We start from the raw sequence: 14,940 nt of genomic DNA, 5'->3' as shown, positions 1-14,940 counted from the left end.
CCCGGCCGGGGTGAGTGAGGCCCACGTCACTTGCTTGCATTCTCCCGGAGCGCGGCCGTGCAGTGCCCGCTCCGAGTTGTCGGACCCCTTTCGCCAACGCTGTCCCGGAGCCCGGAGCGGACACCACACGGTCACCCCCCACCACAGAAATAGCGACCTTGAGAGGGGTCAGGATGAGCGTCACGCTCCGGCGGTTCGCCGCGGTCGCACTCGCCTCAGCCGTCATGCTGACGGCGGCGGCCTGCGGCTCCGACGACGCCGAATCGGATCCAGACGGCCCGATCACCCTGGTTGTCGACATCTTCGGCGACGCGGGTTTCGGATATGACGAACTGATCGAGCAGTACCAGCAGGACAACCCGAACGTCACCGTGCAGCAGCGAGGCAAGGGTCTCGGTCTGGGCGACTACAACACCCGACTCACCCAGCAGATCACCGCCGGCTCCGGTGCCGGAGACGTGGTGGCGATCGAAGAGGGCACGATGTCGCAGTTCTTCGCCCAGGCCGACAAGTTCGTCGACCTCGGTGAGTACGGCGCCAACGACCTGAAGGACAACTTCCTGCCCTGGAAGTGGGAAGCCGGCGTGCTGCCCGACGGCAAGGTGCTCGGACTCGGCACCGACGTCGGTGGCATGGCGCTGTGCTACCGCAAGGACCTCTTCGAGGCCGCCGGCCTGCCGACCGAGCGTGACGAGGTCAGCGGGCTGTGGTCCAGCTGGGAGGAGTTCATCGAGGTCGGCGAGCAGTTCAAGGCCGCCACCCCGGACAAGGCGTTCGTCGACTCGGCGACCAGCTTCTACAACCTGGTGCTGAGCCAGATCGCCGGTGCCAACAGCGGGCACACTTACTACGACCCCAGCAACGAGTTCGTCCTGGAGAGCAACCCGGACGTCAAGGCGGCGTTCGACCTGACCACCGACATGATCGGTGCCGGCCTGTCGAACAACCTCCAGTCGTTCTCCAACGAGTGGAACGCCGGCTTCAAGAACGCCAGCTTCGCCACCATCGCCTGCCCCGCCTGGATGACCGGTGTCATCGAGGGCCAGGCCGGTCCGGAGGCCGCCGGCAAGTGGGACATCGCCACCGCGCCGGGCAACGGCGGCAACTGGGGTGGTTCGTTCCTCGCGGTGCCGACCTCCAGCGATCACCAGGAGGCCGCCGCTGAGCTGGTCAAGTACCTGACCAGCCCGGAGGGTCACATCGCCGCCTTCGAAGCGGTCGGCAACCTGCCGTCGTCGCCGCAGGCGCTGTCGGACCCGAAGGTCGCCGAGGCGGTCAACGAGTACTTCTCGGACGCTCCGACCGGTGAGATCTTCGCCGCCGGTGCCAGCGAGCTCAAGCCGGTCTACCTCGGCCCGAAGAACCAGGCCGTCCGTACGGCGGTGGAGAACGCGCTGCGTGCGGTCGAGCAGGGTCAGGCGCCCGACGCGGGTTGGCAGGACGCCGTCACGAACGGTACGGCCGCCGGCCGATAGAGCGGTGCGACACACCGTGTGAGAGGTGGCGTCGGCGGGGTTCTGCCGACGCCACCTCTCCCGCCGCGTCGCGGTGCCTGCGGCGCGTGGAACCCCTTGCCAACGGCGGCCGGCCGCCGTACAACTGAAGGACTTCCCGATGAGCCTGGAGCTTGACACCCCCGCGCCGGCGCAGCGGCGCGGCCACCGGGCGGGTCCGGCCGGCGGCGGCGAGACGGCTCGGCGCCACTCGTTCACCCGCCTGGACCTCAGATTCTCCCCATACCTCTACGTCCTGCCGTTCTTCGTGATCTTCGCGATCTTCGGCGTCTATCCGATCGTCTACACCGTCTGGATCGCGCTGACCGACCGGTCACCGCTCAACGCCGAGATCAGCTTCGTCGGCCTGGACAACTTCGTCCGGCTGCTGACCGACGATCCCCAGTTCTGGAACGCCGTCTACAACACCTTCGGCATGTTCGTCATGGCCACCGTGCCGCAGTTGGTGATCGCGATGATGCTGGCCAACGCGCTGAACCGGCGGATCAAGGGCCAGACCTTCTTCCGGATGGCCATCGCCATGCCGATCATCACCTCCACGGCGGTCGTCGCGCTGATCTTCTCCATGATCTACGCCCGGGACTTCGGCCTGGTCAACTGGCTGCTGTCGATTTTCGGTGTCGATCCGATCGACTTCCGGGCCAGCAAGCTCGCCTCCTGGTTCGCGATCTCCACGATGGTCGACTGGCGGTGGGTCGGCTACAACGCCCTGATCTACCTCGCCGGAATGCAGGCCATCCCCAAGGACATGTACGAGGCCGCCGCGCTCGACGGCGCGACCCGGATGCGGCAGTTCTGGTCGATCACCGTGCCACAGCTGCGGCCCACCATCATCTTCACGCTGATCATCTCGACGATCGGTGGCCTGCAACTGTTCACCGAACCCTTGCTGTTCACCAGCGGGCCCGGCGGCATCTCCGGTGGGTCACAGGGGCAGTTCCAGACGATCACGATGTATCTGCTCGACGTCATGAACCAGCGCTTCCAGTGGGGCTACGCCGGGGCGGTGTCGCTGCTGCTGTTCCTGCTGATCGCGGGCATGTCGCTCGTCAACTATCTGCTGGCCCGTCGAATCAGCTCGGACAAGTGAGGCACGATGACCACCGCAACCCTGCAACCCGTGTCGCGCAAACCCCGCCGTGGCAAGGGCCCGTCGTCGACCTCGGAGCGGCTGTTCAAGGCCAGCCCGCTGACCTGGATCGGGCTCGTCATGGGCGTGATCCTGTCGCTCTTCCCGTTCTACTGGATGATCGTCATCGCCTCGCGGACCAACGACGCGGCCAACGCCTGGCCGCCGCCGTTCCTGCCCGGCGGCAACCTCGGTGAGAACATCGGCCGGGTGCTGGCCAACCAGGACGCCAACATCCTCAAGGGGCTGATGAACTCGGTCCTGGTGTCGGGCACGATCACCATCGCCACGGTCTTCTTCGGCTCGCTCGCCGGCTTCGCCTTCGCCAAGCTGCGGTTCCGGGGCAAGAACGCCATGCTGCTGATCGTGCTCGCGTCGATGATGATCCCGATCCAGCTCGGCGTGCTCCCGCTGTACATCCTGATGTCCGAGCTCGGCTGGCTCAACCGGATGCCATCGGTCATCGTGCCGTTCCTCATCGGCGGTTTCGGGATCTTCATGATGCGGCAGTACGCCGAACAGGCGGTGCCGAACGAGCTGATCGAAGCGGCCCGGGTGGACGGCTGTTCGACCTGGCGCATCTTCTGGCACGTGGTCGCTCCGGCGCTGCGGCCGGCGGCGGCCGTGCTCGGTCTGCTGACCTTCATGGAGCAGTGGAACCAGTTCTTCTGGCCGTTCGTCGTGCTCGCTGATCCGACCAACCCGACCGTGCAGATCTCCCTGCGCAGTCTGAACTCGGCGTACTTCGCCGACAACTCCCAGATTTTCGCGGGAACGCTGATCGCCACGCTTCCGCTGTTCGTCGTCTTCATCATCTTTGGCCGCCAGATCATCGGTGGCATCATGGAAGGTGCCGTCAAGTCGTGACAAAAGCAACGAGTCCGCAGGCAGCTGAGCTCGGGGAGGGTTCCGGGCAGCTTTTCTTCCCACCCGGATTCCTCTGGGGTGCCGCCACTGCGGCTTACCAGATCGAGGGGGCCGCGAGCGTCGACGGCCGGACACCATCGATCTGGGACACCTTCAGTCACACCCCGGGGAAGGTGCTCGGCGGCGACAGCGGTGACGTGGCCTGCGACCATTACCACCGGTACCGCGACGACGTCGGGCTGATGGCCGAGCTCGGGCTCAAGTCCTACCGGTTCTCGGTGTCCTGGCCGCGGGTCCAGCCCGGTGGCAGCGGGGCGGCCAACCAGGCCGGGCTCGACTTCTACCGCCGGCTCGTGGACGAGTTGTTGCAGCACGACATCGAGCCGTGGCTTACCCTCTACCACTGGGATCTGCCGCAGCCGTTGGAGGACGCGGGTGGCTGGCCCGAGCGGGACACGGCGGCCCGGTTCGCCGACTACGCCGAACTGGTGCACGGCGCGCTGGGCGACCGGGTGCGGTACTGGACCACGTTGAACGAGCCCTGGTGCTCGGCGTTCCTCGGGTACGGCTCCGGGGTGCACGCCCCGGGGCGTACCGACGGTGGCGACTCGGTCCGCGCCGCGCACCACCTGATGCTCGGCCACGGCCTCGCCGTGCAGGCGATGCGAGCGGCGCGGCCGGACCACGACTTCGGCGTCACCCTGAATCTGTACGCGGTGTCGCCGCAGACGGACTCCGACGCCGATCGGGATGCCGCCCGCCGGATCGACGGCCTGGCCAACCGGATCTTCCTCGACCCGATCCTGCACGGGCGGTACCCGCAGGACGTGGTGGAGGACCTGCGTCCGGTGACCGATCTGGCGCACGTCCGCGACGGGGATCTCGACGTCATCGCCACCCCGCTCGACGTGCTCGGGATCAACTACTACACCCGGCACGTGGTCGCCGCGCCAACCGGATCGCCGGACGGGGACGAGCCGTCCAACTGGCCGGGCAGCGAACAGGTCCGGTTCGTGGCCCGTGGGCTGCCGGTCACCGACATGGGCTGGGAGGTCGACGCGCCGGGACTGGTCGAGGTCCTGCGGCGGGTGCACGACGAGTACCCCGAGGTGCCGATCTACATCACCGAGAACGGGTCGGCCTACGTCGACGAGGTGACCAACGACAAAGTTGATGATCCGGACAGGCTGGCGTATTTCGACGCGCATCTGCGGGCCTGTCACGAAGCGATCTCGGCCGGAGTGCCGGTGCGGGGCTACTTCGCGTGGTCTTTGATGGATAATTTCGAATGGGCCTGGGGCTATTCGAAGCGCTTCGGCATGATCCACGTCGACTACGACAGCCAGCTTCGGATCCCCAAGTCGAGCGCCAGGTGGTACGCCGATGTGATCCGACGTAACGGTCTGGCCGCACAATAGGCGTGGTCAGCCAGCAATAACGGGCGGCGGTGCCGGTCCCCGCGAGGGGGCCGGCGCGGCCGGTCCAGGGTCGGAGGAACACACGATGACAACCCAGCGCACCCGGTCACTCGGGCGGCCCACCCTCGACGCGGTCGCCGCGCGGGCGGGGGTGGGACGGGGTACGGTGTCCCGCGTCGTCAACGGTTCGCCCCAGGTCAGTCCGGAGGCGCGAGCCGCGGTCCAGCAGGCGATCGCCGAGTTGGGGTACGTGCCGAACCGGGCCGCCCGGGCGCTGGTGACCCAGCGGACCGACTCGGTGGCGCTGGTGGTGTCCGAGTCCGAGGAACGGGTGTTCGGTGAGCCGTTCTTCGCCGGGATCGTCCGGGGGATCAGCTCCGGTCTGCTCGACACTACGATGCAGCTCTGGCTGGCGATGGCCCAGTCGCCGGCCGAACGGGAGCGGGTCGAGCATCACCTGACCAATCAGCACGTGGACGGGGTCCTGCTGCTGTCGCTGCACGACTCCGATCCGTTGCCGACCCTGCTCGAACAGCGTGGACTGCCCAGTGTGCTCGGCGGGCGGCCGGCGCGGATGCTGCATCCGGACGCCCGCCCGGCATACTTCGTCGACGTGGACAACGCCGGGGGCGCGCGACTCGCGGTGGAGTACCTGCTCGCCCGGGGCCGTCGTCGGGTGGCGACCATCGCCGGGCCGCAGGACATGGGCGTCGGGGTGGCCCGGTTGACCGGCTACCACGAGGCGATCCGGTACAACGGTCAACCGGCCACCGCGAGCCTGATCGCGTACGGCGACTTCAGTGAGGGCAGCGGCACCGCCGCGATGCGCCGGCTCCTGGAGTACAACCCGGACCTGGACGCGGTTTTCGTCGCCTCCGACCTGATGGCCTGCGGGGCGTTACGGGCACTGCGGGAGGCGGGCCGTCGAGTCCCCGACGACGTGGCGGTGGTCGGGTTCGAGGACGCGCCGATCGCCCGCCAGTCGGATCCGCCGCTGACCACCGTCTACCAGCCGGTGGAGGAGATGGGCCGGCAGATGGCCCGGCTGCTGTTGTCGCGAATTCGCCGCGACGAACTCCCGGTGCCCTATGTCCTGCTGCAAACGCACATGGTGCCGCGCGCGTCGGCGTGACCGGTTCGGGTGGCCGGCGCGGGTGGCCGGCCCGGCCGCAGAACGTGGATCTCGAAGATCATCCGAACGGGTGATAGCGGCCCTCGTGTGACCTTGTTCCAGAGGGGGTTTCCTGCCGGGTCATGGCATTGCAACAGGGATGAAATGGTCATCGGGCAGGCTGATTGACGACCGGGGGAGGGCCGGCCTGCGCGACGGGAGGACTGACATGTTGCTGAGGGTTCGCGTGACCCTGCCGGACCGGCCCGGTGCACTCGGCCAGATCGCCCGTACGTTGGGCGTGGCGGGCGCGGACATCGTCCAGGTGACGGTATTGGAACGTCTGGGCGGGCGCGCCGTTGACGACTTCACCGTCGTCTGGCCGGGAGCCGCCCGGGTGGACCGGCTGCTCGCCGGCCTGGCCGCGATTCCGGGCGTGCAGGTGGACGGGGTCTGGCGGGCGATCGGCACGCCGGTCACCGGTGGCCAGGACGCCGAACTGCTCGCCCAGGTGGCGGCCAACCCGATCGACGGACTGGCCACCCTGGTCGACGCCGTACCCGGACTGCTCGCGGCGGACTGGGCCGCCGCCGCGGTGGTACCGGCGGACTGGGCGATCCGGAGCGGTTCCCGGTCGCCGGCCGGTGCCCCGACCGCGACCGGTGTGGTCGGTGGGGAGCATCCAGCGGCCGGTGCCGAGCTCCGCTTCGACGATCCCGGGCCGGTCGGTGATGCCTTTCTCGGTGCCTTGGTGCTACCGATCGACGATGCGCCGACCGGCGGCGAGCCAGCGGTCGCCTATGCCAGCTGGCGGGCTCCAGTGCCGCTGCGGCTGCCCGAGGTCACTCCGTTGCGGGCCCGTCCGATGGACGGACCGGACGGTGTCCGGTATGCCTCGGTGCCCTTCGGCCGCGCCGGCCTGGTGCTGATGGTGGCCCGGTCCGACGGCGGCGACGGTGTGCCGGCGGCGGCGTTCCACGTCACCGAGGTGGACCGGATCGCCCAGCTCGTTCGGGCGGCGACCGTGATCCTGGGTGACCGGCTCGATCTGGTCACGGCCGATCCGGTGCCGCTGCGGCAGTGAGCCGAGCCAGAAGTCACCGCCGGGCAATCTGAGGGAAACAGCGGGCCGGCAAGCTGGGATCTGGGCGCGGCGTGGCGCTGACGAAGCGGGCACCGAGCCGATGGGGGAGAGGAGCAGCCGATGGCGCTGTGGCGGATCAGGGCAACGGTGGACGACCGGCCGGGCTACCTGGCCGTGTTGACCGCGAGCCTCGCACTGCGTGCGGTCAACATCCTCGCTGTACAGGTACACACCACCGAGGCTGGCGCGGTGGACGACTTCCTGGTCGACGCGCCGGAATCGATGACCGAAGCCGACCTGATCGCCGCCGTGGAGCGCGGCCGGGGCCGGGATTCGTGGGTTTCTCGGGCCGAGGCCCGAGGTCTGGCGGATCAGCCGACCCGGGCGCTGGCGCTGGCCAACCGGCTGGTCCGCGACCCGGAGGCGCTCGGTGACGTCCTACGTACGATGCTCGGTGCCAGCTCGGTGACGTGGCGTCCGGCACCCACCACGGCGACCGCCGGGCGGGCCGCCGACACCATGCGCCTGCCGGATCCCGCTGGCGGTTGCTATGACGTCGTCCGGCGGGAGCCGAGTTTCACGCCCGCCGAGTTCGCCCGGGCGCAGGCGCTCGTCGAGCTGGCCACCGCCGTCAGCCGTCGTTCGGGTGACCACGCGACGCTGCTGCTCGCCGACGGCGCCGAGTTGGTGCTCCGGCCGGCCGGCGCGGACGACCTCGGCGCGCTGCGTGCCATGCTCGACCGCTGCTCCGCACCGGAAGGCACCGTGGGAGCGTTCGGCAGGTCCGTGCCGGCGACGATGGTCCGGCTGCGGCGGTTGGTGCACCAGCCGCGTGGGTTGCTGCTCGTCGCGGTGGAGTCCGGCGGCACCGGCGACGGTGACCGGATCGTCGGCGTCGGACAGTTGGTGGTCGAAGGCGCCGTCGGTGAGGTGGCGCTGCTGGTCGAAGACGTCTGGCGGCGTCGAGGCGTCGGTACGGCTCTGCTGCGGCGGCTGGCCGCGCACGCTGGCCGGTCCGGTCAGGTGGCGCTGGTCGCGCACGTCGCCGCCGATGATCTCGGCATCCTGCGGACGTTGGCCCGGCTGCGCCGTCCGGGTTCGGTGGACCGTGATGGAGAATTGATGAGCGTCACGGTGCCGTTGGTCGATCGGCCGATCGACGTCGCGGCACCGACTCCCGCCACCACGACCTAGTCGGTTGCCCTGGCGGCCCGGTCCTGGTGCGGGGCTGGTGCGCCGGACGGCTGGATCCTGGTGGCATGGCGGGGTCTCCTCCTGTAGGACGGCAGGAGGAGACCCCGCCTCTTTCGTGCGCGGCGTAACCACTGGCTCGGTAGCTCTTCACAAAGTCGAAACGAGGCGGTTAAATCATCGGTACGGGGTGATCGCTCCCTATCGATGGGAGCGCTCCCACGTGTGGTTCTGCCTGCGAAAACGACCCTTGACCAGGCCGCCGTCCCGTACGGGCATCGCGGCCCGATACCCGCTCTCGACACGGGTACGACGAGGTGAGGGGACGGATGCGCCCACATCCGTCCCCTCGGTGTCCTCCACTACGCGATGTCGCGCGCGGCTCCACGGACAGGAGCGAGTGTAATGCGTCATGGCACCTGGTCGGTCCGGCCATCCGGCCGGAACCACCACGGCACATGGCTGGTCCGCCCAGCCGGCCGCAACCGATGGCACCGCCGGCTCGCCGCCGCCGCGACCGCCGCCCTTCTCGCGGCCGCCGTCGCGGTGTGGGGCGTCCCCAACCCGGGTGCCGCCGCCGCACCGCCGTTCAACTACGGTGAGGCGCTGCAGAAGTCGCTGCTCTTCTACGAGGCGCAGCAGTCCGGCCCGTTGCCCGAGTGGAACCGGGTCTCCTGGCGCGGCGACTCGGCGATGACCGACGGCGCCGACGTCGGCCTGGACCTCACCGGCGGGTGGTACGACGCCGGCGACCACGTCAAGTTCGGCTTCCCGATGGCCTTCTCCACCACGATGCTCGCCTGGGGCGCGGTCGAGTACCGGGCCGGGTACGCCGCCTCAGGGCAGCTGCCGCACCTGCTCAACAACCTGCGGTTCGTCAACGACTACTTCATCAAGGCCCACCCGTCGCCCAACGTGCTCTACGGTCAGGTCGGCAACGGCGACGACGACCACAAGTGGTGGGGGCCGGCCGAGGTGATGCCGATGGCGCGTCCGGCGTACAAGATCGACGCCAGCTGTGGTGGCTCGGACCTGGCGGCGGAGACGGCGGCGGCGATGGCCGCCTCGTCGATGGTGTTCCGGCCGACCGACCCGGCGTACGCCGACACGCTGGTCCGGCACGCCCGCCAGCTGTACACCTTCGCCGACACCGTACGCAAGGCGTACCACGAGTGCATCACCGACGCGACCAGCTTCTACCGCTCCTGGAGCGGCTACCAGGACGAACTCGTCTGGGGCGCGATCTGGCTGCACCGGGCCACCGGTGAGGCGTCCTACCTGACCAAGGCCGAGACCGAGTACGACAGTCTCGGCACCGAGCCGCAGACCACCACCCGGGCCTACAAGTGGACCCTCGCGTGGGACAACAAGCAGTTCGGCGCGTACGTGCTGCTGGCCAAGCTGACCGGCAAGCAGAAGTACGTCGACGACGCCAACCGGTGGCTGGACTACTGGACCGTCGGCGTCAACGGGGAAAAGATCCGCACCTCGCCGGGCGGGATGGCCGTCCTCGACACCTGGGGCGCGCTGCGCTACGCCGCGAACACGGCGTTCGCCGCGCTGGTCTACAGCGATCAGCTCACCGACCCGACCCGCAAGACCCGCTACCACGACTTCGCGGTACGGCAGATCAACTACGCACTCGGTGACAACCCGCGCAACTCCAGCTACGTCATCGGCTTCGGGGCGAATCCGCCGCAGAACCCGCACCACCGCACCGCACACGGCTCCTGGTGGGACAGCTCCCAGGTGCCCGACGAGACCCGGCACGTGCTGTACGGAGCCCTGGTCGGCGGCCCGTCGGCACCCGACGACGCCTACACCGACCGGCGTGACGACTACATCATGAACGAAGTAGCCACCGACTACAACGCCGGCTTCACCTCCGCAGTGGTCCGCCTCTACCAGGAGTTCGGCGGGTCCCCGCTGGCGAACTTCCCGCAACCCGAGTCGCCGGACATCGACGAGATCTCCGTCGAGACCACCGTGATGCAGAACGAGACCCGGTCCACCGGCGTCAAGGTCATCATCTACAACAAGTCGGCCTTCCCGGCCCGGGCGCTGACCGGGGCCACCTTCCGCTACTACTTCGTCCGGGACGGTGCCGGCGCGATCGAGGTGACCAGCCCGTACAGCCAGGGCTGTCCGAAGCCGACCACCGCCCGACAGCACGTCGGCGATCTGTGGTATGTCGAGGTCGACTGCACCGGGCTGACCATCGCCCCGGCCGGCCAGTCGGCCCACCGGATGGAGGTACAGCTCAAGATCGGTGTCGCCGAAGGTGGCACCTGGAACCCGGCGAACGACCCGTCCTACCGGTCCACGGCCGGACCGAACCCGGGCGTGCCGCTGTACGACGACGGGGTGCTGATCTGGGGTCAGGAACCGGACGGTCCGCCGCCGTCGCCCACCCCCACTCCGTCGCTGTCACCCAGCCCCAGCCCGTCGCCGTCGCTGTCGCCGTCGCCCACCCCGACGCCGTCGCTGTCGCCCACCCCGAGCCCGAACCCCACCGGACAGCCGCCGGTGCTCGGCTGCCGGGTCGGCTACAGCACGAACGACTGGTCGACCGGCTTCACCGCCACCGTGACCATCACCAACACCGGCTCGTCGCCGGTCAACGGATGGCAGCTGCGGTTCGCCTTCGCGGGTAGCCAGCAGGTAACCCAGGGCTGGTCGGCCACCTGGACGCAGAGTGGCAATCAGGTCACCGCCACCAACGCGAGCTGGAACGGTGCGCTGGCACCGGGAGCCAGCGTCGGGGTCGGATTCAACGGTTCGCATTCCGGCGGCAACCCCCGGCCGACGTCGTTCACCCTCAACGGCGTGACCTGTACGGTCGGCTGAGTCGTCCACGGCCGGGCCGTACCCGGGCCGTACCCGGGCCGTACCCGGGCCGTACCCGGGCCGTACCCGGGCCGTACCCGGGCCGGGGCCGGCGAGGAACTCCTCGCCGGCCCCGGCTGTTCCTCGCCGGGTCCGACTAATCGTTCGCAGCCGGCGATCACCACCAGCGCCGTGGGCGCCTGACGCCCGGCAGCGCGGACCGAGCGCGTTCTGACGCGGGTGAAATCAGGTCGATCGGGTGCCGGCCGCCTCCGTCCTCCGTAACGTGCGGTGTATGGCGGTGGATGTCCGATACGGCGTGCCCGGTGCACGGCACGCCCTGACCGGCGCCGGACCCGGATGACCGACGTAGCCAGGGGTACGCAACTGCTGCGTGACCCTGCGGCGCCACGCCGGGCCACCCTCCTGGAACTCTTCTTCGACGTGGTCTTCGTCGTCGCGTTGGCGCTGCTGTCGGAGACCCTCGTCGCCAGGCTCACCTGGATCGGTGCCGCCGAGGCCGGGATCCTGCTGCTGGCGATCTGGTGGGTGTGGGTGATCACCACCCTGGTCACCGACCTCTACAACCCGGACAGCCGGGCCATCCAGGTGGTCACTGTCGGGATCATGTTCGGTGCGCTGCTCATGGCGGCGTCGTTGCCGCACGCATTCGGTGACCGGGCGCTGCTGTTCGCGGGCACGTACGTGGTGATCCACCTGGGCCGAGGGCTGTTTTTCTACGTCGCGTTGCACGAACGACAGGCGCGGCAGCGGGCCCTGCGCATCTGGGCCTGGTTCGCCATCTCGGCGGTGCCCTGGATCGTCGGCGGGCTCGCGGACGAACACCTTCGACTGGCACTCTGGGGGCTCGGCCTCGCCATCGACTATCTGATCTTCGCGATCGGCTACCCGTTCCCCGGCCGGCGACGGATCCCGGCGGCGCAGTTCAACCCGACCGCCGAGCACCTGGCCGAGCGTTATCACCAGTTCTTCATCATCGCTCTCGGCGACATCATCCTGGTCGCGGGAATGGCGTTCAGCCGCGACGAGATCACGACCGCCCGGTCGCTGGGTTTCGTGGTCGCGTTCCTCAGCGCGGCGCTGCTGTTCCGGATCTACGTGCACTGCGCCGGAGCACAACTTCCCCGGGCCATCGAGGCGGCCGCGACCCCGGGTCGGTTCAGCCGGACCGCCCCGTACACCCATTTGTTGATGATCGCCGGCGTGGTGGCCACGGCGACCAGCGCCAAGTTGATCATCGACCAGCCGACCGGGACCACTACGCCGGCCTGGGTGGTGGTCATCGTCGGCGGCCCGGTCATCTTCCTGATCGGCCGCAGCCGGCTCGAATACGAGGTGTTCGGCCGGATCGCCTGGCCGCTGCTGGTCGCGGTCGCGTCGCTGCTGGTCGCCACGCCGGCCCTGGCCCGGTCGTCTCCGCTGGTCGTCGCCGGCGGCGCGAATCTGGTGCTGGTCGCGATCGTCGCCTTCGACCTGTCGATGCGGGGGCGGCGCAATCCGGTGCCCCCCGACCCACCGTTGTGACCGGGCTGGTGGGCACCTGATCGCACCGGGCTGGTGGGCACCGGATCGCACCGGCTGCCCAGCCGGTGCGATCCGGTGCCGACCGGGGGTCGGGTCAGGTGTTGTTGGCCAGGGCGATCAGCCGGGCCCGGGTTCCGTTCCAGTGGTTACGGTCGACGTCACCGGAGACGCCGGACACTCGCCCGGTGGCCGTGTACTGCCAGAACGACCAGTACGGCGCGCCGGCCGGCAGGGTCCCCGGAGCGCTCGCCCAGCGGGCGATCCACAACGGATGGTTGCCCCACGGCCCGGTCCAGTTGCCGGTGCAGCTGGTCCACCAACTCGTCGTGGTGTAGATGACCGCGTACCGGCCGGTCCGGGACCGGTAGGTGGCCAGGAAGTCGTTGATCCAGGTACGCATCGCCGACTGGCTCTTGCCGTAACACATCGCCCCGTACGGGTTGTGCTCGATGTCCAGGGCGGCCGGCAGGGTACGGCTGTCCGCCGACCAGGCGCCGCCGTTGCTGGCCAGGTAGTTGGCCTGGACAGCGCCGGAGGAGCGGTCCGGTAGCGCGAAGTGGTAGGCGCCCCGGATCACCCCGGCGTTGTAGGCGCCGACGTAGTTGGTGTTGAACCGGGGGTCCCTGTAGCTGGTGCCCTCGGTGGCCTTGATGTAGGCGAACTCGACCCCACTGTTGCGTACGCTGGCCCAGTTGATCGTGCCCTGCCAGTGGGATACGTCGATCCCCGCGACGGTTGCCGCCTGCGCCGGTGCCGTGGTCCCGGCGACCAGGGCGGCGGTCGTCATGGCCAGCGCCGTGCCGCTGGCCAGCAACCGGCGGAGCCATCGGGTCCGGCGGGATCCGGACAGGTCGGTGGAGAAGGTCTCCGTCATCGCTGATCCTCGATTCGTCAGGCGCAGTAGAGCAGGCGGTTGGGGGAGCCGGTGCCGGGATTGCTGACGACGCCGGTGGTGGCCGTACTCGTGATGTGGGCGCTGACCTGGGCCGGGGTCCAGGTCGGATGAGCCGAGGCGACGACCGCCGCGCAGCCGGCGACGTGTGCGGTGGCCATCGAACTGCCGCTGAGCACCCGGACGGCGGAGTTGCCGGTGTGCCAGGTCGAGGTGATGCTCGCGCCCGGGGCGAACAGGTCGAGGCAGGAGCCGTAACTGGCCGAACTCATCCTGGCGTCGGTGATGGTCGTGCCGGCGACGGTCAACGCCTCCGGCACCCGGGCAGGTGAGGTGTTGCAGGCGCTGGAGTTGGAGCCGCCGGCCGCCACCGCGTACGTCACACCGGACCGGATCGAGGCGACGACCGCCGCGTCGAGCGTGGCGCTGGCGCCACCGCCGAGGGCCATGCTGGCGACGGCGGGCTTGACCGCGTTGGCGGTCACCCAGTCGATCCCGGCGATCACTCCGGAGATCGAGCCCGAGCCGCTGCAGTTGAGCACCCGGACCGGCACCAGTCGTACCGCCTTCGCGACGCCGTGCGCCCGTCCGCCGATCGTCCCGGCGACATGGGTACCGTGTCCGTTGCAGTCGTCGGCCGGGCCGCCGTCGACCACGTCGAATCCGGTGCTCACCCGGCCACCGAAGTCGCTGTGGGTACGGTGAATTCCGGTGTCGATCACGTAGGCGCGCACGTTCGGCGCGGTGTTCGGGTAGGCGTACCGCTGGTTCAGCGGCAGGTTGCGTTGGTCGATCCGGTCCAGGCCCCAGGACGGCGGGTTGAGCTGTACGCCGGCCGTCAGGGGTGCCACGACATGGTCCTGTTCGACGTAGGCCACCGCCGGGTGGGCGGCCAGCCGGCGGGCCGTCGCCGCGCTCATGCGGGCGGAGAATCCGGTGATGACGCTGTCGTAGACGCGTTCGACGGTCGCGCCGTACTGCCGGCTGAGGCGGTTGACGGTGGCGTTGTTCGCGGTGGCCGGCGATGTCGTGCCGACTGCGGCGGCTGCGGCGTTGGTCCTCAGGACGACGATGTAGCTGTCCGCTATGGCGGTGGCACCGCCGGCCCGGCGGATCTCACCGACCGGTTCGGCGGCCTGGGCGGGGGCGGGGTGGCCGACGGTGGTCAGCAGGGCGAGGAGACCGACGGCGAGCAGTCTCCGTGACGCGGAATTGGTCATTCGTCTATTGTCGCTATTGGTAGCGATCTGACTACCAACCAGCTTCGATATATGCCTGGTGTTATGGTGCCGGTGCGGACGGCGGGGCCACCTCGCCGGCGCGGGCGCGAGGCGGCGTTTCGGCGCGGAGGCCTCGTCCCGGC

General features: G+C 69.4%; 11 protein-coding genes. 9 read left to right on the top strand and 2 right to left on the bottom strand.

Annotated features, from left to right (window positions below; translation table 11 throughout):
- The first annotated feature begins 173 nt into the window (after positions 1-173).
- From O7632_RS23110 to O7632_RS23070, 9 genes are all read left to right on the top strand, one after another.
- A complete protein-coding gene (locus O7632_RS23110; RefSeq protein ID WP_278117169.1) occupies positions 174-1,475 on the top strand; it encodes an extracellular solute-binding protein in 1,302 nt (433 codons plus the stop codon).
- Positions 1,476-1,614: 139 nt separating this feature from the next.
- Complete coding sequence (locus O7632_RS23105) at positions 1,615-2,604, top strand: sugar ABC transporter permease (RefSeq protein ID WP_278117168.1); 990 nt, start codon at positions 1,615-1,617, stop codon at positions 2,602-2,604.
- 120 nt (positions 2,605-2,724) lie between these two features.
- Positions 2,725-3,510 (top strand): carbohydrate ABC transporter permease, encoded by a 786-nt coding sequence (locus O7632_RS23100; protein WP_278120298.1) that lies wholly within the window; start codon positions 2,725-2,727, stop codon positions 3,508-3,510.
- Entirely contained in the window at positions 3,507-4,928 is a 1,422-nt protein-coding gene (locus O7632_RS23095; RefSeq protein ID WP_278117167.1) for a GH1 family beta-glucosidase, read from the top strand. Before O7632_RS23100 ends, O7632_RS23095 begins: the two co-directional genes overlap by 4 nt.
- Positions 4,929-5,013: 85 nt before the next feature.
- Complete coding sequence (locus O7632_RS23090) at positions 5,014-6,060, top strand: LacI family DNA-binding transcriptional regulator (protein WP_278117165.1); 1,047 nt, start codon at positions 5,014-5,016, stop codon at positions 6,058-6,060.
- 208 nt (positions 6,061-6,268) lie between these two features.
- Positions 6,269-7,123, top strand: a complete 855-nt coding sequence (locus O7632_RS23085) for an amino acid-binding protein (RefSeq protein ID WP_278117163.1) — start codon at positions 6,269-6,271, stop codon at positions 7,121-7,123.
- Positions 7,124-7,243: 120 nt separating this feature from the next.
- Entirely contained in the window at positions 7,244-8,317 is a 1,074-nt protein-coding gene (locus tag O7632_RS23080; protein ID WP_278117161.1) for a GNAT family N-acetyltransferase, read from the top strand.
- 402 nt (positions 8,318-8,719) lie between these two features.
- Positions 8,720-11,161: a glycoside hydrolase family 9 protein gene (locus tag O7632_RS23075; RefSeq protein ID WP_278117159.1), complete on the top strand. Its 2,442-nt coding sequence runs from the start codon at positions 8,720-8,722 to the stop codon at positions 11,159-11,161.
- 339 nt (positions 11,162-11,500) lie between these two features.
- The gene (locus O7632_RS23070) at positions 11,501-12,685 is read left to right on the top strand and encodes a low temperature requirement protein A (RefSeq protein WP_278117157.1); all 1,185 of its coding nucleotides are present in this window, start codon (positions 11,501-11,503) and stop codon (positions 12,683-12,685) included.
- 94 nt (positions 12,686-12,779) lie between these two features.
- Here O7632_RS23070 and O7632_RS23065 read toward each other — a convergent pair whose 3' ends face one another.
- Complete coding sequence (locus O7632_RS23065) at positions 12,780-13,559, bottom strand: GH25 family lysozyme (RefSeq protein ID WP_278117155.1); 780 nt, start codon at positions 13,557-13,559, stop codon at positions 12,780-12,782.
- A gap of 17 nt (positions 13,560-13,576) precedes the next feature.
- The gene (locus tag O7632_RS23060) at positions 13,577-14,797 is read right to left on the bottom strand and encodes a S8 family peptidase (RefSeq protein WP_278117153.1); all 1,221 of its coding nucleotides are present in this window, start codon (positions 14,795-14,797) and stop codon (positions 13,577-13,579) included.
- Between the last annotated feature and the right edge of the window lie 143 nt (positions 14,798-14,940).

The organism is Solwaraspora sp. WMMD406 (genome assembly GCF_029626025.1).
Taxonomy (GTDB): domain Bacteria; phylum Actinomycetota; class Actinomycetes; order Mycobacteriales; family Micromonosporaceae; genus Micromonospora_E.
The sequence above is the reverse complement of the archived record's forward strand: the minus strand, read 5'-3'. Positions and strand labels throughout refer to the sequence as shown.

Excerpts from the sequence above, each read along its gene's own strand:
- O7632_RS23110 (WP_278117169.1), top strand. The coding sequence starts at position 174 with ATGAGCGTCACGCTCCGGCGGTTCGCCGCGGTCGCACTCGCCTCAGCC.
- O7632_RS23105 (WP_278117168.1), top strand. The coding sequence starts at position 1,615 with ATGAGCCTGGAGCTTGACACCCCCGCGCCGGCGCAGCGGCGCGGCCAC.
- O7632_RS23100 (WP_278120298.1), top strand. The coding sequence starts at position 2,725 with ATGGGCGTGATCCTGTCGCTCTTCCCGTTCTACTGGATGATCGTCATC.
- O7632_RS23090 (WP_278117165.1), top strand. The coding sequence starts at position 5,014 with ATGACAACCCAGCGCACCCGGTCACTCGGGCGGCCCACCCTCGACGCG.
- O7632_RS23085 (WP_278117163.1), top strand. The coding sequence starts at position 6,269 with ATGTTGCTGAGGGTTCGCGTGACCCTGCCGGACCGGCCCGGTGCACTC.
- O7632_RS23080 (WP_278117161.1), top strand. The coding sequence starts at position 7,244 with ATGGCGCTGTGGCGGATCAGGGCAACGGTGGACGACCGGCCGGGCTAC.
- O7632_RS23075 (WP_278117159.1), top strand. The coding sequence starts at position 8,720 with ATGCGTCATGGCACCTGGTCGGTCCGGCCATCCGGCCGGAACCACCAC.
- O7632_RS23070 (WP_278117157.1), top strand. The coding sequence starts at position 11,501 with ATGACCGACGTAGCCAGGGGTACGCAACTGCTGCGTGACCCTGCGGCG.
- O7632_RS23065 (WP_278117155.1), bottom strand. The coding sequence starts at position 13,559 with ATGACGGAGACCTTCTCCACCGACCTGTCCGGATCCCGCCGGACCCGA.
- O7632_RS23060 (WP_278117153.1), bottom strand. The coding sequence starts at position 14,797 with ATGACCAATTCCGCGTCACGGAGACTGCTCGCCGTCGGTCTCCTCGCC.